Origin of the sequence: Neobacillus niacini (assembly GCF_030817695.1) — a bacterium.
Lineage (GTDB): Bacteria > Bacillota > Bacilli > Bacillales > Cytobacillaceae > Neobacillus > Neobacillus niacini_F.
This window is the reverse complement of sequence record NZ_JAUSZQ010000003.1, coordinates 684,758-707,653: the sequence shown is the minus strand read 5'-3', so window position 1 is coordinate 707,653 and position 22,896 is coordinate 684,758. Positions and strand designations below refer to the sequence as shown.

Here is a 22,896-nt window from a genome sequence, read left to right as displayed (position 1 = left end):
CAGACTCTTAGAGGTCTGGCTCTCCCTCATTTTAAAGAAAATTTTTGTCGTACTGTATATACTTAATGCACTTTTTCAGTTAATTGTTTTACTTTTTGATGGTTTTCCTTAATAGAGATTACTCCAATTAAACCAATTATGGAAAAGATAACTGGAGTAATAAAACCGTAGTAGTATCCAGCACCAATAGTGCCTGAAGTAATCTGAACGTGATCTAATACCATACCAAAAATACTCGGGAGCAGGACGGCACTCAGAAATCCACCCGTATTTGCAAACCCAGAAACAAGACCCGATTCTTTTATAGGAAAGGTTTGACGAACAACAGCAAAAGTTAAGGCACTTGCTCCATAGCCAAAACCAATAATAAAGAAAAGCAAAATTAGCATGAGAAGCGGAGGATTCCCATTAAATAAAAGAAAAGTGGCCCAGCACAATAAAATAATCATATGAATCACAACATAAGGACGTTTAATGGTTTCCAGACGGCTTGATATCCAACTAGATAACGGAGCTCCGATTAATGCTCCGACAAGACCAATCATAATGAGCTGACTCGCATCTGACCGTGTCATTCCATACATATTCATCCCATAAGGCACTGCCCATGATCCAATAAATCCTACATAGGCTCCAACAATACCAAAGTGACACAGAAATAAAGCCCATGCCTGTCGATTGGAAACTAACCTTCGTAGTAGAATCAACGTTTTTTCAGGATGAAGCTCTTTTATGACAGAAACCGATTCGTTTACAAAGATTTGTTTTGGTTTTTTTATCAGAACAAAATAAAGAAGTATGCCACACAAACATAATAGTATTCCAGCTGAAAAAAATGCCGCTCTCCAACCAAGTAAGTCAATCAATAGGGAGAAAGGGACCGTCGCCAAGAGAAAACCTAGGCTTCCTGTCATTCCCGCAATCCCAATCAATCGGACGAATTCCTTTACTTTAAACCATTGCCCCAATATTAACACCATATTTACCCAGATAGTCGCATCCCCTGTCCCCGTAAGGATTCTGGCAAAAAACAAGACAGATTCATGCGTACCTAGACTATAAATAATCGTACCTAAACCAGTAAGGAACGCCCCTATAATGAGAAAAAAGTTAGGACCATAACGGTCAGCTAATATTCCCATCGGAACTTGTAAACCAGTATATACAAAAAATTGAATACTTGTAAGTAACCCAATCGTCGAGGCAGTCACATTAAAATCTCTCATCACTTGGTCTGTAATCAATCCCGGAGCAGTTCGTTGACTGGCCATTAGAAAGTAAGTAAACAATACAGAAACAAATACAATCCATCTAAATTTGCTACTTTGTTTATCCAATGATTTTTCTCCTATTGGCTTTTACTTCTATATATATGGATATTTTATAAAGTATCATTGTCATTTACAGGGATTGCAGGCCTGAAATAGAAAAAGGAAACGCCCATATGATCAGGGTTGTTGCCTTTTTTAGAATGGTTTACTTATTAAAATGCTTTAGACTAACGCAAGACCCGAGAAGCAGTAGAAAATTGAGACGGATTAAATGAAGCAATTTTCACAACATCACCTGTTTGCGGTGCATGTATATATTGTCCGCCTCCGATATAAATACCGACATGATAGGCAGGAGAACCTCTGAATACTAAATCTCCTGGCTGTAGTTGATTCATTGATACCCTTGTTCCTACATTTTGCTGAGCGCTCGACGTCCTCGGAAGACTAATGCCCACAGAACGATATACATATGAAACAAATCCAGAACAATCAAATCCGCTTGGCGTTGATCCACCCCATACATACGGAACACCCAAATATTGTTTAGCGTTGGCAATAACCGCATCTGCACTTGCTGAGCTTACTGCATTTGCAGCAACGGCAGCAGGTGCTGATGGTACTGATACTGGTACTGGTACTTGTGCTACTGCTGGTGCAGATGTTGTCGTGGTGGTTACCAAAGATTGTTGCTCCCACTGTTGTCGAGCTTGTTCTGCAGCCTGCTGGGCTATTAAAGCCTGTTGTTCAGCCGCTTGTTGAGCCAGTTGAGCCTGTAATATGCCCTGTGCATCAGCTAAATCTTTTTGAATTTGCTCTTTATCTTTTTCAATCTGTTGTTGTTCAGCGACTAATTCTACTTGACTCTGTTTTAATTGGTTAATTTGAGTATGTAATTGTTCCTTTGCTTCTATTAAGGCTTGTTCTTTTTGATTTAAACCGTTTAGTAGTTCGGTATCACTTTCGATAAACTGCGAAATGGCTGTAAAACGATTAAAAAATTCAGAAACGCTGCCAGAAGAAAGCAAAAGTTCTGCATAGGTAATGACAGATTGATTTCCCTTTAATTGAATGCTTTTAAGGCGTTCTGAATAAACCCCTTTATGATTTTCTAAAGCAGCCTCAGCTTTGACAATTTCAGTTTCAGTTTCTTCAATTTTTCCTTGTTGATTTACAATTTTTTCATTCAGTTCTCGACTTTTCTCCATTGCTAAAATAATGGAGTTGTCCAATTGTTGAATCTTTGTTTCAAAGTTATTAATTTGTTCCTTGGTGGCGTCGATTTGTCCGTTTGTTATTGGATTTGCATAAGTAGGTGTTACTTGTATTGTAGCAGCAAGGATGGAAGCGGTTACTAGATATTTTATGTATTTTTTTAACATCACAGAATCTCCTCTTGTAAGGTAACATTTATTTAAATTGTTAATATATTACTAGTTTATAGTCTAAGAGGGCTAAAAAACAATGATATAGTCGGAAATGTAATTAAATTGTAATTTATTGTTGAATAATCTATTAAAATAGTCAGCTCCTGGTTAATATAGGCAGAATGTAGGTATTTTTGTCGTTAGGTGTTAAGGGTTAAAAAAGAATAAAAAAAGAAAGGCTGGTCATTCCGCCTTCCTTCATCCTTTATGTAACCACCACTACTAAACCTTTTTATGTTAAATAATTACAAATAACACAAAATTGACTTTTCAATCCAATAGGTAAATACAGTATCGGGACTCTGTTTTTCAACCTTTTTCATTTCTAAATACATGTCGATTCCATCCGAAACATCATGCCATAAATCCGTAAATACAAAATCATAGTGACCCGGAGTAATGTGAGTTTGTGCGTATTCAAAAGCATCGGCCGTGATAATCTTCTCATCCGTTCTAAATTTATTTCTTATTCTCAATAAACACTTTACTTCTCAAAATGTTTTTTCAACTCCATAAAGTCAATTCTAGAAGTTAAAGATCCAATTTTGGTTGTCGCTTGAGCACCAACACGATTGGCAAATTGAAGATACTCCGTTAATTCCGTCTTACCTGCTGGCATTCCCTTTTCGTGAAAGCAATACAAAAGTCCGGCCATAAAAGCGTCTCCTGCACCCGTTGTATCGATTGTATCTACCTTTGGAGCGGGGCTGAAAACTGTGGTTCCATTCATCACTGCACAGGCACCTTTTCCTCCCATCGTGATGAATAGGTAAGGAATGTCCCATTTTAATATTTTTTCTAATCCAGCCTCGAGTGAATTTGTTTCCATTAAAAAATTCAACTCATCTTCAGCCAACTTGACGATAGTAGCATGTTTAAGGAACGAAACCACTGTTCTACGGCAATGGCCCTCGCTTTCCCACCGTTTTAAACGAAGATTGGCATCAAAGGCGATTAGATTGGAAAATTCATTAGCATATTCGAGTGCGGCCTTGGTTGTCTCTTTAGATTTTTGTTGAAAAAGGGTACCCGAACCAAAATAAAAAATTCTTGTCTTTTCAAATACATCGCTTCTTAATTCGTCTTCTCTTAAAATTTCTTCCGGAGTATGGTTTATATAGGAATGGAAGTTTCGCTCGCCACTTTCTGTCAGATGTACGTAAACCCCACACATTCTTTTCGTATCAGAACGAACAGAAAACGCAAGATTGACTCCTTCCTTTTTTAATTTTTGTTCCACAAATTGGCCGTTTGAATCTGTCCCTAATTTACACAAATAATAAGCAGGCAGCCCCAGTCTGCTGGTTCCAACCGCCAGGTTAACAGTAGCGCCACCCAGCAACTGCCGGAATTTTGTATTGGTACTATCAGTTGAAATATAATCAACAAAAGCCTCTCCTAGTGAAATAACTCCTTGTTTTTCCAAAAATGTCCTCCTTCTGGAAAGTATAAAATCCATTATAAACTATTATTAACTTACTTCTGGTGAAGCATAATGAAAATCCCTTAAACTCTAAGTCTGAGGGATTAATAAAAGCACTTCACTATACATATAAGTCAGCTGAAAATTTCTTGCAGGCATCTAAAAAACTTAGTTAAGTTTATTTTAGAGTCAAATAAATTATTATCGCATTTTTATACCATTTTTCAGCTAGGGTTAGCTATATTAAAGGAGACTTAAGAAATCCGGCTCATTCATTGGGCCGGATTTTTTTCAAATTTAACTTACCTTTTGATTTATTAATTGCATAATACTGCGGATAAAAAACATTAGAATAAAGGTGCTAATAAATGTGTGCATCCATGTCCATGTATGGTATTCAATTAAATCGGTATATCTTTCAAGTAGAACCTCAATGACTGTTAAAGCAGAGGTGAACAATAAACAATATAGAAAAATGCCTTTAAAGCTGGAGTTATACGTTTTTTGATATAAGTAAATACAAACAACGGGAAAGAGAAGATATTCATACAGAAGGCTCGAAGTGAAATAGTTATCTAAAAACCTTATTGGATATTCAAGCATGTTTTCTTCTACAACAAGAACGCCAATTAACGTTGAAAGATAAGCATTCAATAAAAAAATTAAAATCCAGTCTTTGATGAAGGGCTTTCTTAAACTGAATATTAATAGGGTAATTCCAACTAGTAACAATGCCCACAAAATGATTCTTTCCATAAAAAATCCGCCTTATAGTGTTAATTTCTCCTTTTATTATTACCAAATCTACAAATACATCTCAGTATTCAACAAAATTCGAGCAGCATCCCCTAATCAAACGTTTGATTAAATGTCCAAGAACCCTTTTGAAAAAAGAACCTTGGATAGTCTTGAAGAGAAATTATTGTCGAGGAAATAGTGACGGTTTTCGCTAATCATCTGCAGGAATCGTGAAAATAACTTTTTTCAACATAAAAATGTATTACACAAACGTTTGATTAGATTCGGTATGATTCTTTCACATAGCAGCTTTTTATCTCAAAAGCAGGGAGAAAATTGTCAATAATTAAACAACCAAAACAGCCCCATCTCGATTGAGAGGGGCTTTAAAAGTTTTATTTTGTGTTCATTAAGCAGTGAGTTCACGAATCGTATCAAGCGAGCGATTTAAGAAATCTTGCAACTTCTGTAGGAATGACTGCCCCTCTTCCGATTGCAAAAATGTTGAGACTTTTTCTGCGGTCACACTTAACTGTTCTTTTACTTGATTCCAATCAATATCCATCGCCTTCAGTTGGTTGAAGAAGTCTACTAACATATCTAACTCTGCATCTGTTAATGTAATCCCCAGCTCTGCGGCCACTTGTTCAATTAACGCACGCAAGTCAGCTTCTGTTTTCGGTTCATTCTTGGCGATTTCATCCTTGACTTTTCCCATGAGAGAAGCAGCATTGTCCGCTCCAATCGAGTCACCAAGCTGTGCGGTTTTCACCATTTCTTCATTCGCCACTTTTTTGATTTCTTCCGGAATTTCTTTATTCGTTGTTGCCTCATAAGCTTTCATAATGCCTGTCAAAGCAGCTGTACCTGATACTTCAAACGGAGCAGAAATCTGTATGGTTGCATCCTTTACACCGGCTGTAGTCAAGGCATTGATATACATTTCATCCGTAACCCATGTAATATTGTTTGTCTGAACCTCTAAACCAGAATCCTTGGCACCCATCGTAATACTCGCTGATGAAATCGCACGAGAACCAATTTGTGACTTAGGAATAAACTCCCCTAAATAATCATGCTCTTCTTTATTGGACACCGTAATCATTTGTGCGTTTTCCGGTACCTCTAACTCTGCTAACATATCTTTTTCTTGCTGTTCCGTTAGGTTTTCTCCTAATGAAACAATAACATCTCCTTCTACTGCATCAGCAAAGCTGATAGAAGGAATAGAGATAAGCATTGTTATTATAAGCAACATTGCAAGTATTTTTCGTTTCATAAAAGGACCTCCTATTATACATGTAACCATTCTAAAAAAAATGGTTCATGTTTAGCCAATAGATCAAATTGGCTTTGCATTATCTTAACATAGGGGCTTGGGATTTCATTATAAGAATGGATAACATTTATGCTATTTCTATTAAGATTCTTTCAAGCTAGATAATAATGTTACAGCCTTTAGTTAAACCACAAATTAGTTTAATAAATATGACTAGTAGATTGCGCCCAACAAGAACGTTAGTTCGATAAAAACACGACTATAGTAACTGGTTAATTATATTCTGAATTGTTAAACTATTATCAACTCCCTAGAATACACAGAAAACTAATTCTGTCAGGAGGGATACAAATGAAGCAAAGATTACATTTAATTCCGTATCAAGTGAATGCAGTGGTCGAAGTGGTGTCTGAGGTGCCAAAAGGTATTGAGCTTATTTCGGCTCCAAAAATTTGGGAGAAATCGAAGGGTAAGGGAATCACGGTTGCGATATTGGACACAGGCTGCGATTTTACCCATCCTGATTTAAGTGAGCGGGTTATCGGCGGACGGAATTTCACGGATGATGATAATGGAAATCCTGATGTATACACTGACTATAATGGTCATGGAACTCATGTGGCTGGCACGATAGCTGCCACCCAAAACAATAACGGAGTAATTGGTGTTGCACCAGAAGCAAGTTTATTGATTTTAAAGGTGCTTGATAAAAATGGATCAGGACAATACGAATGGATTATAAATGGAATTAACTATGCAGTTGAACAAAAGGTGGATATCATCTCCATGAGCCTCGGCGGTTCTGAGGATGTATCTGAGTTGCATCAGGCGATTCAAAACGCCGTTGATAATCAAATTCTGGTCGTTTGTGCTGCTGGTAATGAAGGAGATGGACAGGATTCTTCAGATGAATTCTCCTTTCCTGGCAGCTATAATGAAGTCATCAGTGTCGGAGCGATTAATCTAGAGCGTGGTTCTTCTGAATTTTCAAATTCGAATAATGAAGTCGACTTAGTAGCTCCGGGCGAGGAAATCCTTTCAACGTATTTAAACGGATCTTATGCAAAACTAACTGGTACTTCGATGGCAACTCCGCATATATCCGGTGCACTTGCGCTCATAAAAGATATTGCCAACAAAAACTTTGAACGAAATCTGACAGAGCCTGAGCTATATGCACAATTAATAAAGAGAACGGTTCCTCTAGGAAACTCGCCAAAACTCGAAGGCAACGGATTGCTGTTCTTAACTGTAGATGACTACTTATCGGATGTGCTCAACGATAAATTATCAGGCCAAGTGCTAAAAATATAACGTAATAGGACATCCAAGAATTATAGATTGAAAGAAGGGCAGCCATTCGGCTGCCTTTTGTATTTTTATACTTTGTCAGAATTGTGGTCATAATAGGTATAATTAATTATTTTAATTTTCTAAATTATAAAATAAAATATCGGTATAATATGGAAAAGGTGGCGATGAAATTGAAAGCGCTTAAATCAATTGTTATCTGGGGATTAATTGCAGCCCTTGGAGCAGCAGGTTTTGCAGTAATGGCCTTAAATAGCGGCGAGAGCATTAATGCAATTTGGCTTTTAACAGCAGCTATTTGTGTTTATGCAATTTCCTACCGTTTTTACAGCAAGTTTATTGCGAATAAGGTGTTCCAGCTTGATGACAAACGTAAAACACCTGCAGAAATACATAACGATGGAAAAGACTATGTGCCAACAAATAAATGGGTGCTATTTGGACATCACTTTGCTGCCATTGCCGGTGCAGGACCATTAGTGGGTCCAATTCTTGCAGCGCAAATGGGTTATTTACCTGGAACTCTGTGGATTGTAGTCGGTGTTGTTTTAGCTGGTGCTGTTCAGGATTTTATTATTCTATTTGGATCTATGCGCCGAAATGGTAAGTCCCTCGGTGAAATGATTAAGGACGAAATGGGGCGTGTAACAGGTCTTATTTCAATGGTTGGTATATTAGGAATTATGGTTATTTTATTAGCTGTTTTAGCATTGGTAGTTGTGAAAGCCCTAGTGGGAAGTCCATGGGGAATGTTTACAATCGCCGCTACCATTCCAATTGCTATTTTTATGGGAATTTATATGCGTTATATTCGTCCTGGGCGTGTCGGAGAAGCTTCTCTAATTGGAATTGTATTATTACTTCTTTCACTATTTTTCGGACAAACAGTTGCGGAAAATCCAACGTTAGCAGCTATGTTTACCTTTAAAGGTGAAACGATTGCCATTATGATGATTATTTATGGTTTTGTTGCATCTGTATTACCTGTATGGCTTCTTCTTGCACCACGTGATTATTTGAGTACATTTTTAAAAGTAGGGACCATCTTGGCACTAGCATTAGGAATCATTATTGTTGCACCGAATCTTGAAATGCCTGGAGTTACAAAATTCATTGATGGTACAGGTCCAGTTTTTGCAGGAAATCTCTTCCCGTTCTTATTTATTACAATTGCCTGTGGATCTGTTTCTGGTTTCCATGCTTTGGTTTCCTCAGGTACAACTCCTAAAATGATTGAACGTGAATCACACGCCCGTCCAATCGGTTATGGAGCAATGCTTACAGAATCTTTTGTTGCAGTGATGGCAATGATTGCTGCCTGTGTATTGACACCTGGTATTTACTTTGCCATTAACAGTCCACCTGCCTTAATAGGTACGGATGTTGTCCAAGCTGCTGCTACGGTTTCCAGCTGGGGCTTTACCATAACTCCTGATGATTTAAAAACACTCTCAACCGACGTTGGGGAGCAAACGATTCTTTCAAGAACTGGCGGTGCACCGACGCTTGCAATTGGTATGGCTGTCATATTTTCAAATGTAATTGGAGGAAAGGCGCTAATGGCATTTTGGTACCATTTCGCAATCCTATTTGAGGCACTGTTCATTTTAACTACGATTGATGCAGGAACACGTGTGGGACGATTTATGATTCAAGATCTTATCGGTACTGCTTATAAGCCGTTTGCGAGAACGGATGCGTTAATTCCAAATATTATTGCAACGGCTTTATGTGTATTGTCTTGGGGTTACTTTTTATATCAAGGTGTAATTGACCCGCTTGGAGGAATTAATACTCTATGGCCGCTGTTCGGTATTGCAAACCAAATGTTGGCTGCTATTGCCCTCCTGCTCGGTACGACGATTCTCTATAAAATGGGCAAAAAAGCGTATGTTTGGGTAACACTGCTTCCGACAACATGGCTGCTAATTGTCACTTTAACTGCAGGCTGGCAAAAATTATTTCATGAAAATCCAAAAATCGGCTTCCTTGCCCATGCCAATATATTTAAAGAGGCATATAACGATGGGAAAGTACTAGCACCCGCTACCTCACCCGCACAAATGAAACAAATTCTAATAAATGATTATGTTGATGCTACGATATGTGCTATTTTTATGGTGGTTGTCATCGTCGTATTAATTTCTGCGATTAAGATTTGGTTTAAAATTATTAAAAATCACAATTTGCCATTGCATGAGACACCACCCGTGCCTCGTGACGGAGGAGATTTGAAAAATTATGCTTAAAAAATTTAAGAAAATCATTTCATACAGAAAGCAATTCCTTAGTCTTCTTGTCGGTGTTCCAAGCTATGAAACATACGTCGAGCATATGAAAAAGCACCATCCCAGCGATTCTGTGAAATCTAGAAAAGAATTTTTCTGTGAAGCACAGGAAGCCCGTTACAACGCCAAAGGCGGTAAAGTCTCAAGATGCTGTTAACGAAAAAAGAACAAAGAAAGTAAAATTTTCACCATCTTTGTTCTTTTTAATGACTTCACTATGTTCGCCTGTTTTTTAATAGAATTTACTTGGATTACAAGAAGGTAAGAACCTGACAGTAAACTTCAGGTTTTATGATAACTTAAAGGTCTTTCCTCACAATCACATTTCATATTTAATCTTTTCTTATGCCGAAATATGCATGTTTAGTAGATTCATATCTTGGGGTAATATCACAAAAATACAATTAAATTGACGAAATTCCCGAATATTGTAGAAAAATTAATTAAAAAGTACTATACGATTATGAATGAAATAGTTCTTTCTTTTCGGCAACATTACTTTTTAACAGATCCATTGAAAAAAGAAGTGCAGGAATCGCACTTCTTTTTTTTCTTACCTGCTTCTATTTGTTTTTAAGATTACCTAAGCAACCACCAGTGTATTGGGATAATCTCGTCACAACCGCATGGTGTGAGTCCCTAAAAATCAAGAGGGTGCTTTTTTCTACTGTCTACTTGACATGCGTATATCCATAATTATTGGAAGAGAGAGACTCTTTTCATAAATTTTTTAAAATCGTCATTTGAATGGTTTTCGTAGCTTTGCCAATGGCACCGCCATCATTTTTAAAGATAGTTGATTTGTTTTCGTCTGATGGCTCAATGTGGATGGTCAATTTGTTTTCTCCTTCTTTAAGCACAATATTATAGGAAAAGGTCATGTCTTCTTTTATTGTTACTGGCTCGCCATTAATAGTGAGAACTCCATCTTTAATGGCGTTCCCCTGAAGGGTGATGCTGTCCGCTGTGACGGATTGCCCATCCGTATGAGAAGTCACGACCACTGGCATATCAATCCAACGAAGGATTTTATCTTGAACCACCATTTGGTTACCGCCTTGATTGGTTACGATTATAGAAAGGTCAGTTCCCGTTGCTCCGTAACCATAGTAACTTACGTCATCATCATTTAGGTTCAATGGAGTGTGGTCTGCTAAACCTTCTTGCTCCCAAGAGCCATTTTTGACGTATTTGTAAGTAAGTACTTCCCCTTCCTGTGCTTCGATTGTATACTCATAATCATTTGTGACGGCGCCGCCGCGTGTCATCTCCCAAGCACCCGTATTCCAGCCGTTTTTCGTTCCTGGCATGGTAATGTTGATTCCTTGTGGAGTGTACGCCGGTGCGTTGACTTTAAACGTTACCTTTACTGTTATAAGTTCAGGCGTCACGGCAACAGCGTTTGATGTAACGACATTCCCGGCCTGATCATACAGGTGCACTTCGTAGGAATATAGCTTTCCATTCGAGACATTGATATCTTTGTAGGATTGCTTGGTTGGATCAAACAACATATCGATGATCGCACCATCGCGGACTAAAGCAATCATATAGGGATCGTTCACACCTTCCAGCTTCCATGAAAGATTGACCTGTCCCGATTCCTGCACTGGCTGATCTAACGTTACTTTATCAGCCGGATCAATCCTATCTTCCCCTTTTGTAAAACGTACCTCCTGGGTTTCACTCGTGACCCAGTTTCGGCCAAGGTCAGTTGAAAAAGCAAATCGATATTCATAGTTACCTTCTTTATATGGTAGGAAATTTCCACTAAAGACATTTGAAGTTTCCTGTTGATTGATATAGGACACCTTATAGGTAGTCCAGTTTTCATTACCAGGTTGCTTTACTTCGAGCTTTGCCTGTAAGCCTTCCATCTGATCTGCTTCCGTTTCACCTTGTACAAAGATAGCAGCGGTGACTGTTTGTGGCTTCGAAAGGTCGATAATCCCCGTTTCAAGTGATGATACGTTCGTAATCTGGTAATTTCCATCTATTAACTCAACATGTGGAATAACGGCATTCTCTGTTGCTGTTTTATCAGAAGGATTCCCGTTTTTATCAAGTGCTGCCACGGCAAAATAATAGTTGCGGCCATTGTCTAAACCATCGATGGTGACCGTATTCGCAGACGTATCCATTACTTTTTTATAAAATGCTCCAGAAATAGTAGTTTGATAAATGGCATACTTTGCTGAATCACCTTCCCACTTTAAAGTGGCCGAGTGGCTCCCTTCTTCGACGGTTAATCCCGTGACGGCAGCCGGACGTTTCAGATTTTGCCCCTTATCAGACACAAGCATGCGCCCGCTCATCGCTGGGATCGTGACAGTAAGCTTTCCGTTCTTCGTTACCACTGTGTACTTGTTATCAAGCTGATCGGTAAATTTTACACCATTGATTAATAAATCTTCTATATCAAGTGCAACCGTCTTTTCTTCATTGCCTCTGTTTGTTAATATAACAGCGAAGTTCTTTTTGTCTGAACGGGAGAAAGCAAGCACATCGCCTTTTGCATAAAGATGGTTTAAATCACCGTAACTGAAAAGGTCATGATAGGTATTTCTTACTTTTCCAATTGATTGATAATGTTTTACAAGATCGGTGTCCTCGTTACCCCAAGGATAAGTTCTGCGGTCATCGGGGTCCTTCGACCCTGTAACACCCGCTTCATCGCCGTAATAAACAGTCGGCGCACCAGCATAACCCATTTGCAGGGTTGCGGCAAGCTTTAGGCGTTGAATTCCGAGTTGATGGTTGTAATTTTTATCGTACTCTGCACGTTCAAAGGAGTCGGTTCCATTACCTAACACAAACGCTGCGCGCGGGGTATCGTGCGAGCCCATTAAGTTCATCAGGGAGTAAAATGCTTCTTTCGGATAATCTTCATATACCGCATTCAACTGATTTTCTGCCCCTTCGGAATTTCCATTTTTTAGGTAATCGATAAGAGCACCGCGGAATCGGTAATTCATAACGGAATCATATAAGTCGCCAAGGAAATATTCAGAAGCATCATCCCAGATTTCACCTAGAATCAGCGGTTCATCTTTCTTTCCGGTCTTAAGCTCATTACGGAATTCGCGCCAAAATTCTGGATCGACCTCGTTCGCAACATCTAAACGCCAGCCTGTTGCACCCCGATCCAACCACGATTTGGCAACAGAATCGTCATCATACATCATGTAGTTAGCAAACTGCTTATTATTTAACTCTGATGGATAGTCCACCACTTCTCCAGGAATCGATTTGATTTCTGGCAATGAATCAAAGCCCCACCATGCCTGGTATTTATAAACACCATCAACCTTCACATTTTCAATGGTAAACCAGTTGTGGAAACCGTATGGGCTAAAGGTTTGTCCTTCTGCCTTTAATTTTTCTTCCACTTGTTTCTTTGCCTCTTCTTCTATAACTCCTTTATTGACAAGGTCATAAATCGCTGACCAGTATTCATAAGCACCAACCGTTTCATATTTTCCATAACGGTCAAAATAGATGGAATCGTCACCGACATGGTTAAACACGCCATCTAAAATTAAATGCATTTTCCGTTTCTTTAATTCTTTTGTGAAAGCCTCAAATTCTTTTGGAGAACCAAACATTGGATCGATTTCCTTGTAGTCTGTCGCATCGTACTTATGGTTCGATGATGCATAAGCGATTGGGTTTAGATAAAGTGTGTTGACCCCTAAAGATTGAATGTAATCCAGTTTCTTTTGAACTCCAGCAATGTCACCACCGAAGAAATCGTTGGACCAAATTTCATCTCCAGTATAGCCTTCGGAAATAGCTTCACGAGGGTTGTCCGGAAGTTCGCTCCATTCTTGATGTTCAATTGGCTCATCACCGCGTGCCGTATCTTTGGCATCGTCATTTTTTTTATTTCCATTGAAAAAGCGATCCGGAAAAATCTGATACACGACCGCTTCCTTCATCCAATCTGGCGTTTTGTACGCTGGATCAAAAACCGTTAATTGGAATAGAGAAGCATTGGCATCAGAAGTTGTCCCTTTTCCACCTTCAGTAATATCTTCACCGTATTCCTTCTGAGATTCTCCGTCACGTGCAATAAATTTATATCCATAAACGCCCTTTTCTTCCGGCTTTATATCAGCTTCCCAAAACTCTACTGATGCAGCATTTAGCTCAACCCATCCGGCATATTCCATTTCCACCATGATGGTATTACCAGTGTTGTAGTTTTTTAGCTGAACCTTTGCAGCGGTTAAATCGCCTTTCTTCGCTTGGAGTCGAATCTTGACCGTATCCCCTGCCTTTACTGCCCCAAATGGTGACCTGTAAGCTGGACCCCAAGTGTCGTGAAACAGCTTATCTCCTTGGACATTGCCATCTGGCAAACCAGGATCATAATCGGTGTACACTTCCTTTGTATCATGGTTATAGAAGAATGTAACCATCGTGTCTTTTACTACATTCAGAACAAAGTTATTGGCTGGATACGCCGGAGCAGACCAGTTGTTCCCAAGAACAAGCTTAAATTCATGCTTTCCTGTCGGCACTTGTGCTGAATAGGTGTAAATGTTGTCGAGGTCTTCATCCTTTAAAATAGCAGTTGATTCACCTGGCGCCCATTCTCCACCAGCGTTCAGCTCAGGCTGGATATCTCCCACAATCCTTGGTTTCTGGTCGTCTGGCAGCTCTACAGGAACAGAAACTTTGTGGGTAACATCATCATAAATAAACGTGACTTGTTTTTCCTGATCAAGAGACAGCTTATAATTATCGCCGCCAGGAACCCCGTTTACTCCATAGTTTTCATCCCATGAACCATTAATCGCAATTTTATATTCATAGTTTCCTGCAGGAAGCGTGCCTGTCAGCTTGTACTTTCCATTTTCCTGAAGGGTCATTCTTGTTGAGGCATCAGCCGGATTCCATTCACCTGATCCGCCAAGTTCATCCTGTAGATTCCCCACTAGCGTTACCACACGTTCTGCCGCGTTTGATTCAATTGGATTAATAAATCCAAGAGCAATCGTTTGCGCAAATAAAACAAAAATAGTTATGAAACTTATAATCTTTCTCGATTTACCCTTCATGCATTTAACTCCCTTTTAAAATGTTTTTGAGCAAGCGTTTGCACAAAAAATTGTGAACGCTCCCTTAGAATGTATTATCTCATTATCTGTATTTTCCAAAGAATAGGACATTTCTACTCATTAAGAGGTTTGGTTATGGGTCTTTATGCTTGTTTTTGGTAAAAATAAGCAATTCCAATTAAAATAGCAAAAGCCCCTATTAAAATTAGGGGCTTTCGTGGATTTTACTTGTTTTTTAGATGGCAGCATGATGATCTTTCAATTAATTTATGAGGAATGATGATGCGCTTTATTGGTTCGTTACTGTTTTCAATCCTTTGAATCAAGTTCTTTGATGCTTGATAGCCAAGATCAAATATATTGATGTCAACAGATGTTAACGGGGGCTTCACCATTTCTGAAAGAAGTACGTTATTAAAGCTAACAATGGAGATATCCTCTGGAACGCTGATTCCTAACTCATCTAGTGTATTCAAGACACCTAAAGCCATAAAGTCGTCAACTACCACGAGGGCAGTAGGTGGATTTTCTAGTGACATGAGCTCTTTAACAGCTTCTTGACCGCCTTCACGTAAAAATTCTTCATGAATAATATATTCATTTTTCAATTCAATACCAGCATTTCGTAATGCCCGTTCATAACCAAGTAACCGCTCTACCGTTACCACAAGCTCAAGACATCCACCGATAAAAGCAATTTGATGATGGCCCTGCATGATTAAATGTTCGGTAGCTTCTTGCATGGCACGAAAATTATCGTTATCAACATGGGTAATTTCTTCTACATTTTTATAAGGTTTACCAATAAGGACAAATGGAAAATTTCTTTTTAGTAAATAGGAGATAATTTTATCCTCCACCTTAGATTTTAGTAGAATCATCCCATCTACTCTTTTTCCCTGAACCATTTCAACCACTGCTTCAAGTGTTTCCTTTTCTGATTTTCCAGTTGTCATATGCAAAGCGTATTTTTTTTCATGAGCCCCTTCACTAATTCCTTGTAATACGGTTGGGAAAAAGGGATTCTGAAATACGACATCTCCTGAACTCGGCATGACAAGCCCAATGGTTTGTGTCGATTGGCTCGCAAGACTTCTTGCATTTAAGTTTGGATGGTACCCAAGCTTTCCCATTGCTTCATTTACTTTACGCTTTGTTGCTTCACTTATTCTCGGACTATCGGCAATCACTCTTGAGACTGTTGACGGAGCAACATTCGCAAGCTTTGCAACATCCTTAATTGTAACCGCTATGTCTAACACCCCTCTCGTAGGGAGTTTTATGGAATTCTCATATACTATTATATAACGATAATGACCCAATCGGAAATTGTAAGACACTCTCCCGCAAAGAATTAGCCTTTTGTACCGCCTGCAGTTAAACCAGATAAAAAATAACGCTGGAATGACAAGAAAAGAATCGCTATTGGAACAGCAATTAAAACGGCCCCTGCAGCAAAAGTGGTAAATTCAGCTCCGATTTTGGTAAATTGCCAAATAATCCAAAACAAAAGAGCCCAATTTTTAAAACGTAATTGGGCTCTTAGCTATTTTTACACAAAATGTGAAGTTGTTTTCATTGGTGACAGGCACCAAGATATTATAGAAAATCTTTTTTTAGAAATTTTTCACAAGCTTAATCTCATCATTTTTTGAGATGAATCCATTAATGCTTTCGAACTTTTTGTCTATTTTTAAATGATCTTGGTTCTCTATTTCATATTTCATAAAAGAACAACAAAAGAGCTTACGTGCTATTCTTCCTTTTTCACCAATTAAGTTAAACCACCCTTGTCCAACATAAAAAGGGTTCGTGAGCAATCTATCAACAATAATTGATATTCGGTCATTTTCTTCATTTGTTTCAAATTCTGTTCTTGAGGAAAGAGCCAATACAAAATAGTTTTTAAACTTATCTAATTCAAGTAATTCAAGATGGTACCTTTCATGGTGCTTTATATTAAATTCCTTTAGAACCGTTTTAATACTTTTGTCAACATCTATTTCATATTTACCTGCGTCTTTCCAAGTCGTTATACGCGAGTCAAAAATAGACAGTGTCATGATATAATGTGAAGCATAATTTTTTGGATCAAATGATTCTTTACCATTTAGCTTTTCATCGACCGGTGCAACAATAAATTTTTTATAGTCAGCAAAAAACTTTTCGTTCATACGGCATACCTTCTTTCATAAATTGATTGGGCTGGATGAATAAATGATTCTGATCCTTTTTTGTCTGCAGCTGCCTGAGTTAAGGGAAGGTTTTCCTAGTGGAAAGAATCCATTGTGTATTACCGTTTCATAATTGTAGGTTTTTTGTTCTTTGAAAAACTAGTTGTTATATATATTCATTTTTAAACATTAAAATCCTGCTTTTTCTTTCATGAAACTACATATTTCACTTTTTTTAATCAAAAAGTCCTATTCCTAAATACAACCTGTGTCCATTACTAAAATAGTATTTTAATGGTCTATAACAAACTACTATATTATACTTATTGAAAGAGCTAAGGGAGCGAAAATCGATGAATATTGAAATGGATACTGAATCAAAACAGTGGATACAGTCGAAGGGCAGTCAATTGACCGTAAAAACGCTTGAGGTGAAGGCTTGTTGTGCTCCAGGTGTCCAGGAGCTGGTTGCAGTCCCTGGAAAACCTAAAACGTTAAACCAATTTAATAAGGTTATAATCGATAATTTATCCATCTATGTACAAAAAAGTATTAGAAGCAAGGAAAAACTAATACTCAAATTATCTGGTTTCGGTTTCTTTAAATCTATTTCTGCAAAGCTTCAATGAGGAACTCTAAAAAAACAGCACCCATTCATATAGTCGAATGGGTGCTTGTTATGTTATTTATGCTACTTCTTTCTCCGATTGTTCCACTAATATATGTTGTGGAATCTTCCAAAGCTTAATCCATTTGTTTATTGAAGCTACCATAATTACTATACCAAGAATGAGCATGATAATGGATAGAATACCGTTTAATACGTTGAAACCAGGATTATCTGCATTGAAGTAAACATTTTTAATCATCCAGTAGCCAGCAGTCATTACAGTTACAAATAGGTAAGCAAGCGGGATTAGACATGTCAGCATGTACCAGCGTTTTTCGGCAATCTTAAGGATTACTGTTGCTCCGATAATGAGTCCAATAGAAGCCATTAATTGGTTCGATACACCAAATAGTGCCCAAACGGAACTGATGTCCCCTGAGAAAAGAAGATATCCCCAGACGAAGCAGGCTAATGCACTGGCAAAGATATTTGCTCCGAGTGAATCTGTACGTTTTAATGGTTTAATAAAGTCTCCAAGGAAATCTTGAATTAGATAACGAGCAACCCTCGTTCCTGAATCAATCGCAGTTAAGATAAAGACAGCTTCAAATAGAATGACAAATTGATAGAAATAAGATGCTAATTTTGCGAAAAATGGAACTGCTGTGAAGATGTATGTCATCCCTACAGCGAGGGTAACGGCCCCGCCTGTTCTTCCTTCAAGATCCATTCCCACCTTTTCCTCGAGTTCGTTAAGCTCAACGGTTTCCATTCCAAGTGTTGCGAATTTCTCTGGAGTTGAATTGATTGCAAAATAATCCCCCGGCTGTAGAGAGATAGCAGCAATTAAAGCCATAATTGCCACTAAGCATTCAACAAGCATTGCCCCAAAAGCTACACCTTTAATGTCGCCCCAGCGGCTGACCATTTTCGGTGTTGTACCAGAACCAACGAATGCGTGGAATCCTGAAATGGCTCCGCAAGCAATTGTAATCGAAATAAACGGCCAAACTGGACCAGCAACAACAGGACCGCCGCCATTAATAAACTCTGTAAATGCAGGAAATTGAACTTCTGGGTTTACAATGAATACCCCAACGATCAACGCTGCGAATACCCCTATCTTCATAAATGTACTTAAATAATCACGTGGTGCCAGTAATAACCAGACTGGTAATGCTGCTGCAAAAAATGCATAGATTGGCAGTATAAGAGCAAGCGTACTTTTTTCAAGTGTTAACAAATCACCTAACCATGTACCTTGAATGTTTGGTCCCCAAACAATTGCTGCCATGATTAGAATAAAACCAACAGTTGTAGCTAATTTTAAATTGCCGGTCTTTTTATGATATAATCCAACACCCATTGCAATCGGAATGGTGATTCCAACTGCGAATGTTCCCCATGGGTTTCTTTCTAGTGCGCCCAACACAACCATTGACAAACCCGCCATAGTAATGGTGATAATGAATAACATCGCTAATCCTGTACAGAATCCTGCTACAGGACCGAGTTCTTCCTTTGCAACCTCTGATAAAGATTTTCCTTCTCTGCGCATGGATGCAAAGAGAACGACCATATCGTGGACAGCTCCACCTATTACGGCGCCAATTAACAGCCAAAGTAGTCCTGGTAAATAACCGAATTGCGCTGCCAGGATTGGACCAACTAAAGGACCTGCTGCAGCAATCGCCGCGAAATGGTGTCCAAATACAACCCATTTATTTGTAGGTACATAATCTTGTCCATCTTCTAATTTCTGAGCAGGTGTCGGCTTTGAATCATTAAGCTTCAAAACTTTTGCCGCCATAAATGTCCCATATAAACGATAAACGATTAAGAGGATACATATTGAACCAATTACAATTGAAATCGCATTCATTATTTACTCCCCCTCCATTTCTTCTAATTAATTATCTTAATCTTACAAAATGAAAACGTTTTTATTTTATTTTCAAGATAACTTGCAAGAATGGAAAGGTGAATTGCAAATACCGACAGATGAAATACACAAATGGCCATATGAAAAACAGAAAATTTAAAATCCTAAAATATGCCTTAAACCTTTTACATAGGTCCGGCTCACTGGTACTTTTGAGCCGTTCTTCATGATTAAATTATAGGTAGAGTTAAACCAAGGCTCTATTTCTACGATAAAATCGATGTTTACAATAAAACTGCGGTGGACACGAAGAAATTTGGTGTTCGTTAACTTCTTCTCTAGTACAACGAGCGTCTCACTTACTTTGTGCTTTTGGTCCATCGTTTCGATCGTGCACTTACCCTCACTGGATTCTAAATAAACAATGTCATCTATCGTTAATAAAATAATTCTCTCATCGACTAGGACAGCAATTTTTCCATTTTGGCTGTTTTTCATAGAGGAAATGGGAAAATCCTGATCCCCCATTTTTTGCATCCTTTTAATTTTTTCCAGTGTTTTTCCGATTCGTTCTTCATCAAAGGGCTTTAATATATAATCCACCGCATTTAATTCAAATGCCTTTAATGCAAACTCATCGTAAGCTGTAGCAAAAACAATCGCTGGGGCTGGTTTAAGTTTTTCTAATTTCTTCGCTAAATCCAGTCCGCTATCTTCATCCAGTTCAATATCTAAAAAGACGAGATCTGGTTTTAGTTCAATAATATCTGCGATGGCCTCCTCGACATTATCACTTTCACCTAAGGCAATCACCTGTTTGCTGCGAGCCAGCAAGTATTTTAATTCATCTCTTGCTAATGGTTCATCATCCACTATGTAAGCTTTAAACACTTTGATCAACAACTCCTTTATTGTCGAGCGGAATGGAAATGGTTACTGTTGTTCCATGATCCACTTTACTTTTTAACGTTAGACAGGCTTTACCATTATAAATTCCTTTAAGACGTTCATTTATATTAAAAATTGCTGTACCATTTCCTTTTTTAGAAATTACAGTTTGTTTACCTAACACTTGTATCCTCTCCTCGGGAATGCCTTTTCCATTATCCTCAACAATTATTTGCAATTGATTATTTTCAGAAAAAATCCGGATGGTGATTCTCCCTTCAGATTTACTTCGAGGAAAGCCATAATGAATCGCATTTTCTACCAATGGCTGCAGGGTAAACGGCGGAATCAGTACCTTTTCGAGACCTTGTTCAATTTGAAAATCTACGATGTACTTATTTGGAAAACGGGTCTGTTCCAAAGATAGGTAAGCCCTGACATTTGCCAATTCGTTCTCCAACGGGAGAAGCATCTGCCTGGCTCCCTGGAGATTTCCGCGAAAAAATGAACTGAGCTCTAACAGTAATTTACGAGCTTTATCTGCATCTGTACGGCAAAGTGCTGAGATCGTATTGATACTGTTAAATAAAAAATGGGGATGGATTTGTGCCTGTAAAGCTTTAATCTCTGCATCTTTTAATAGCTTCGTCTGTCTTTCTGCTTCTGCAAGCTCCAGCTGTGTAGAAAAGAGATTAGCAAGTCCTTCTGCTAATTCCTGCTGGACTTTATCTAATTTTTCAGGCTCGGTATAGTACATTTTTAATGTACCAACGATTTTATTTTTAACCTTTAATGGCAGTACAATGGCTGCTTCTAATGGACAACTTTTATAAACACAGAGAATTTCTTTCTTCGACCTTGCTATTGAAATCCTTCCGCCTTCGAGTACTTTTTTTGTCAAACCCGTCTCTGGCTTTGACTTAGGAATATGGTGATCCGAGGCCGCGCCGACATGGGCTAAGACTTGATGGTCATCGGTAATGGAAACGGCATCGGCATCGGTTAGTTTTAGCATAATTTCCGCTATTTCCCTGCAGGAATTGATGTTTAAGCCTTGTCGAAAATAAGGAAGAGTTTGATCAGCAATAAGAAATGCCTGGTTGGTTTGATTTGCACGGGTAAGTTCTTTATCACGTTTTATTGCTTTTATAATGAACATAAACAGCAATGTACCTAATCCACTTCCGAATATCATCGGAAAGCTAATGAATTGTACAAGACTCCACGCTTGTTCAATCGGTTTAGCCATAACAAGAATGAGTAACATCTGTACGGATTCCATTATCATTCCTATCATGACAGCAAATCCAGCAGTGATTTGTTTCCCCATCTGTTTTCTTTTTTGTCCAAAGTAACCTGCTATAATTCCAGCTAGAATAGTAGAAATTCCACACGAGAAAGCGGTAAAACCGCCAAGGGTGTAACGATGAACTCCAGCAACCAGTCCTGCACCAACACCCACTATCGGACCACCAAGCAAGCCTCCAATGACTACCCCCATCACTCTTGTATTTGCCAGTGCACTCTCGTGTTCTAGTTCAGAAAGCCACGTCGCTCTATTAATAGAATTATAATGAACTTCAACTCCTGTATAATTACTAATAATTCCGAATGCACCAAATAGTAAAATAAGCAGGATTCTCTCATTTGTGTTGTGCTTAGCTTGAATAATATGACGAAATGATTTCATTTGCGAAAGTAAATAAGCAACAATGACAATGATACCGACTTTCTCAAGCATTAATGCTGTTAAATTGAGCATTTTCACCCATCCTTTATTTTTTTGCACTAAAACATGGTGCAGGCAGAACATCGTGCCTTCCACCTTTTATTGAATCCTATTAAATTAGGAATAATAATTGATTTTATTTTAACATTAAATGGATGCCTGCCACGTGACTGGATTTGAAAGATTTTTTTAAAATTGTAATGGTAAATTTGTAAAAAAATCTAAAACACCAGAGTCTAATTTTTATACCAATAAGGTCATTTTACACAAAAAAACATCTACAGTTTTATGCAGATGCAATAAATTTCTTTAATTATTTACTAATAAATTAAAATAGGTATTTTTTGGGGAGATAAGAAAAAATAAAAAGATTATCTGGAGATGTAACATGTGAAGGTATTTACTATATAGCGGATACTGGCTATGCTCGGACTTTTTAGTATTTAGCAAACAGTGTTAATACATTAGCCAAAATATATTTTTACACTCCCTTCTTTTTGGGCAGTTGCCAAACAGTTTTGGATAAAATCCTGGATTTGTTTTAAATCCCAATCTCTTTCTGATAGGGAATTACCATATAATTGATTGTAGGTATTTAAAGCTTTTTCAATTTGTTTAATTGAAAAGGTGGAACTTCTGCCTGATCCACTAACTCCTGCATAGAATTTATTTGCGTCTAGTAAACTGTAAAGAATGGTAGAATTATAATTCCCCATGCTAAAACGAGCGTAAGCAATTTCGTCTCCTGTATTATTGAATCCTGATATATCGTGACCCATTAGTGATCCTCCTTCAAAAAATTTACATACCTGA

17 protein-coding genes and 1 pseudogene are annotated in these 22,896 nt (G+C 38.1%); 4 read left to right on the top strand and 14 right to left on the bottom strand.

What is annotated here, in order from left to right; translation table 11 throughout:
* Positions 1-62: 62 nt before the first annotated feature.
* From QFZ28_RS26940 to QFZ28_RS26915, 6 genes are all read right to left on the bottom strand, one after another.
* Positions 63-1,337 carry an MFS transporter gene (locus tag QFZ28_RS26940; protein ID WP_307197696.1) on the bottom strand — a complete coding sequence of 425 codons (1,275 nt, stop codon included), beginning with the start codon at positions 1,335-1,337 and terminating at the stop codon, positions 63-65.
* 161 nt (positions 1,338-1,498) lie between these two features.
* The gene (locus QFZ28_RS26935) at positions 1,499-2,653 is read right to left on the bottom strand and encodes a C40 family peptidase (protein ID WP_307197695.1); all 1,155 of its coding nucleotides are present in this window, start codon (positions 2,651-2,653) and stop codon (positions 1,499-1,501) included.
* A gap of 290 nt (positions 2,654-2,943) precedes the next feature.
* Entirely contained in the window at positions 2,944-3,174 is a 231-nt protein-coding gene (locus QFZ28_RS26930; protein WP_307197694.1) for a hypothetical protein, read from the bottom strand.
* Positions 3,175-3,182: 8 nt separating this feature from the next.
* Positions 3,183-4,124 carry a carbohydrate kinase family protein gene (locus tag QFZ28_RS26925; RefSeq protein ID WP_307197693.1) on the bottom strand — a complete coding sequence of 314 codons (942 nt, stop codon included), beginning with the start codon at positions 4,122-4,124 and terminating at the stop codon, positions 3,183-3,185.
* 294 nt (positions 4,125-4,418) lie between these two features.
* Positions 4,419-4,877: a CBO0543 family protein gene (locus tag QFZ28_RS26920; RefSeq protein ID WP_307197692.1), complete on the bottom strand. Its 459-nt coding sequence runs from the start codon at positions 4,875-4,877 to the stop codon at positions 4,419-4,421.
* A 391-nt stretch (positions 4,878-5,268) separates the two neighbouring features.
* A complete protein-coding gene (locus QFZ28_RS26915; RefSeq protein ID WP_307197691.1) occupies positions 5,269-6,138 on the bottom strand; it encodes a DUF1002 domain-containing protein in 870 nt (289 codons plus the stop codon).
* Between the two features lie 351 nt (positions 6,139-6,489).
* Here QFZ28_RS26915 and QFZ28_RS26910 point away from each other — a divergent pair, with 351 nt between their 5' ends.
* The 3 genes from QFZ28_RS26910 (at position 6,490) to QFZ28_RS26900 (ending at position 9,894) form a co-directional block, all read left to right on the top strand.
* Positions 6,490-7,452 carry a S8 family peptidase gene (locus QFZ28_RS26910; protein WP_307197690.1) on the top strand — a complete coding sequence of 321 codons (963 nt, stop codon included), beginning with the start codon at positions 6,490-6,492 and terminating at the stop codon, positions 7,450-7,452.
* A gap of 170 nt (positions 7,453-7,622) precedes the next feature.
* Complete coding sequence (locus QFZ28_RS26905; RefSeq protein ID WP_307197689.1) at positions 7,623-9,698, top strand: carbon starvation CstA family protein; 2,076 nt, start codon at positions 7,623-7,625, stop codon at positions 9,696-9,698.
* On the top strand, positions 9,691-9,894 hold the full coding sequence (locus QFZ28_RS26900) for a YbdD/YjiX family protein (RefSeq protein WP_307197688.1): 204 nt from the start codon (positions 9,691-9,693) through the stop codon (positions 9,892-9,894). The genes QFZ28_RS26905 and QFZ28_RS26900 overlap by 8 nt, the downstream gene beginning before the upstream one ends.
* 562 nt (positions 9,895-10,456) lie before the next feature.
* On the opposite strand, the gene QFZ28_RS26895 is transcribed toward QFZ28_RS26900, so the two are convergent.
* From QFZ28_RS26895 to QFZ28_RS26880, 4 genes and pseudogenes are all read right to left on the bottom strand, one after another.
* Entirely contained in the window at positions 10,457-14,800 is a 4,344-nt protein-coding gene (locus QFZ28_RS26895; protein WP_307197687.1) for an alpha-amylase family glycosyl hydrolase, read from the bottom strand.
* Positions 14,801-15,024: 224 nt separating this feature from the next.
* Complete coding sequence (locus QFZ28_RS26890; protein ID WP_307197774.1) at positions 15,025-16,053, bottom strand: LacI family DNA-binding transcriptional regulator; 1,029 nt, start codon at positions 16,051-16,053, stop codon at positions 15,025-15,027.
* A gap of 101 nt (positions 16,054-16,154) precedes the next feature.
* Positions 16,155-16,283, bottom strand: a pseudogene (locus QFZ28_RS26885) (sugar ABC transporter permease); the annotation flags it as partial.
* Between the two features lie 133 nt (positions 16,284-16,416).
* On the bottom strand, positions 16,417-16,974 hold the full coding sequence (locus QFZ28_RS26880; RefSeq protein ID WP_307197686.1) for a hypothetical protein: 558 nt from the start codon (positions 16,972-16,974) through the stop codon (positions 16,417-16,419).
* Between the two features lie 353 nt (positions 16,975-17,327).
* On the opposite strand from QFZ28_RS26880, the gene QFZ28_RS26875 reads away from it, so the two are divergent.
* Positions 17,328-17,603, top strand: a complete 276-nt coding sequence (locus QFZ28_RS26875) for a CC/Se motif family (seleno)protein (RefSeq protein WP_307197685.1) — start codon at positions 17,328-17,330, stop codon at positions 17,601-17,603.
* 57 nt (positions 17,604-17,660) lie between these two features.
* Here QFZ28_RS26875 and QFZ28_RS26870 read toward each other — a convergent pair whose 3' ends face one another.
* The 4 genes from QFZ28_RS26870 to QFZ28_RS26855 all read right to left on the bottom strand — a co-directional run bounded on the left by QFZ28_RS26870 (position 17,661) and on the right by QFZ28_RS26855 (position 22,862).
* Positions 17,661-19,466 carry a carbon starvation CstA family protein gene (locus QFZ28_RS26870; protein ID WP_307197684.1) on the bottom strand — a complete coding sequence of 602 codons (1,806 nt, stop codon included), beginning with the start codon at positions 19,464-19,466 and terminating at the stop codon, positions 17,661-17,663.
* Positions 19,467-19,622: 156 nt separating this feature from the next.
* Positions 19,623-20,357 carry a LytR/AlgR family response regulator transcription factor gene (locus tag QFZ28_RS26865; RefSeq protein WP_307197683.1) on the bottom strand — a complete coding sequence of 245 codons (735 nt, stop codon included), beginning with the start codon at positions 20,355-20,357 and terminating at the stop codon, positions 19,623-19,625.
* Positions 20,350-22,116, bottom strand: a complete 1,767-nt coding sequence (locus QFZ28_RS26860) for a sensor histidine kinase (RefSeq protein WP_307197682.1) — start codon at positions 22,114-22,116, stop codon at positions 20,350-20,352. The genes QFZ28_RS26865 and QFZ28_RS26860 overlap by 8 nt, the downstream gene beginning before the upstream one ends.
* A 431-nt stretch (positions 22,117-22,547) precedes the next feature.
* Positions 22,548-22,862 carry a hypothetical protein gene (locus QFZ28_RS26855; protein WP_307197681.1) on the bottom strand — a complete coding sequence of 105 codons (315 nt, stop codon included), beginning with the start codon at positions 22,860-22,862 and terminating at the stop codon, positions 22,548-22,550.
* Between the last annotated feature and the right edge of the window lie 34 nt (positions 22,863-22,896).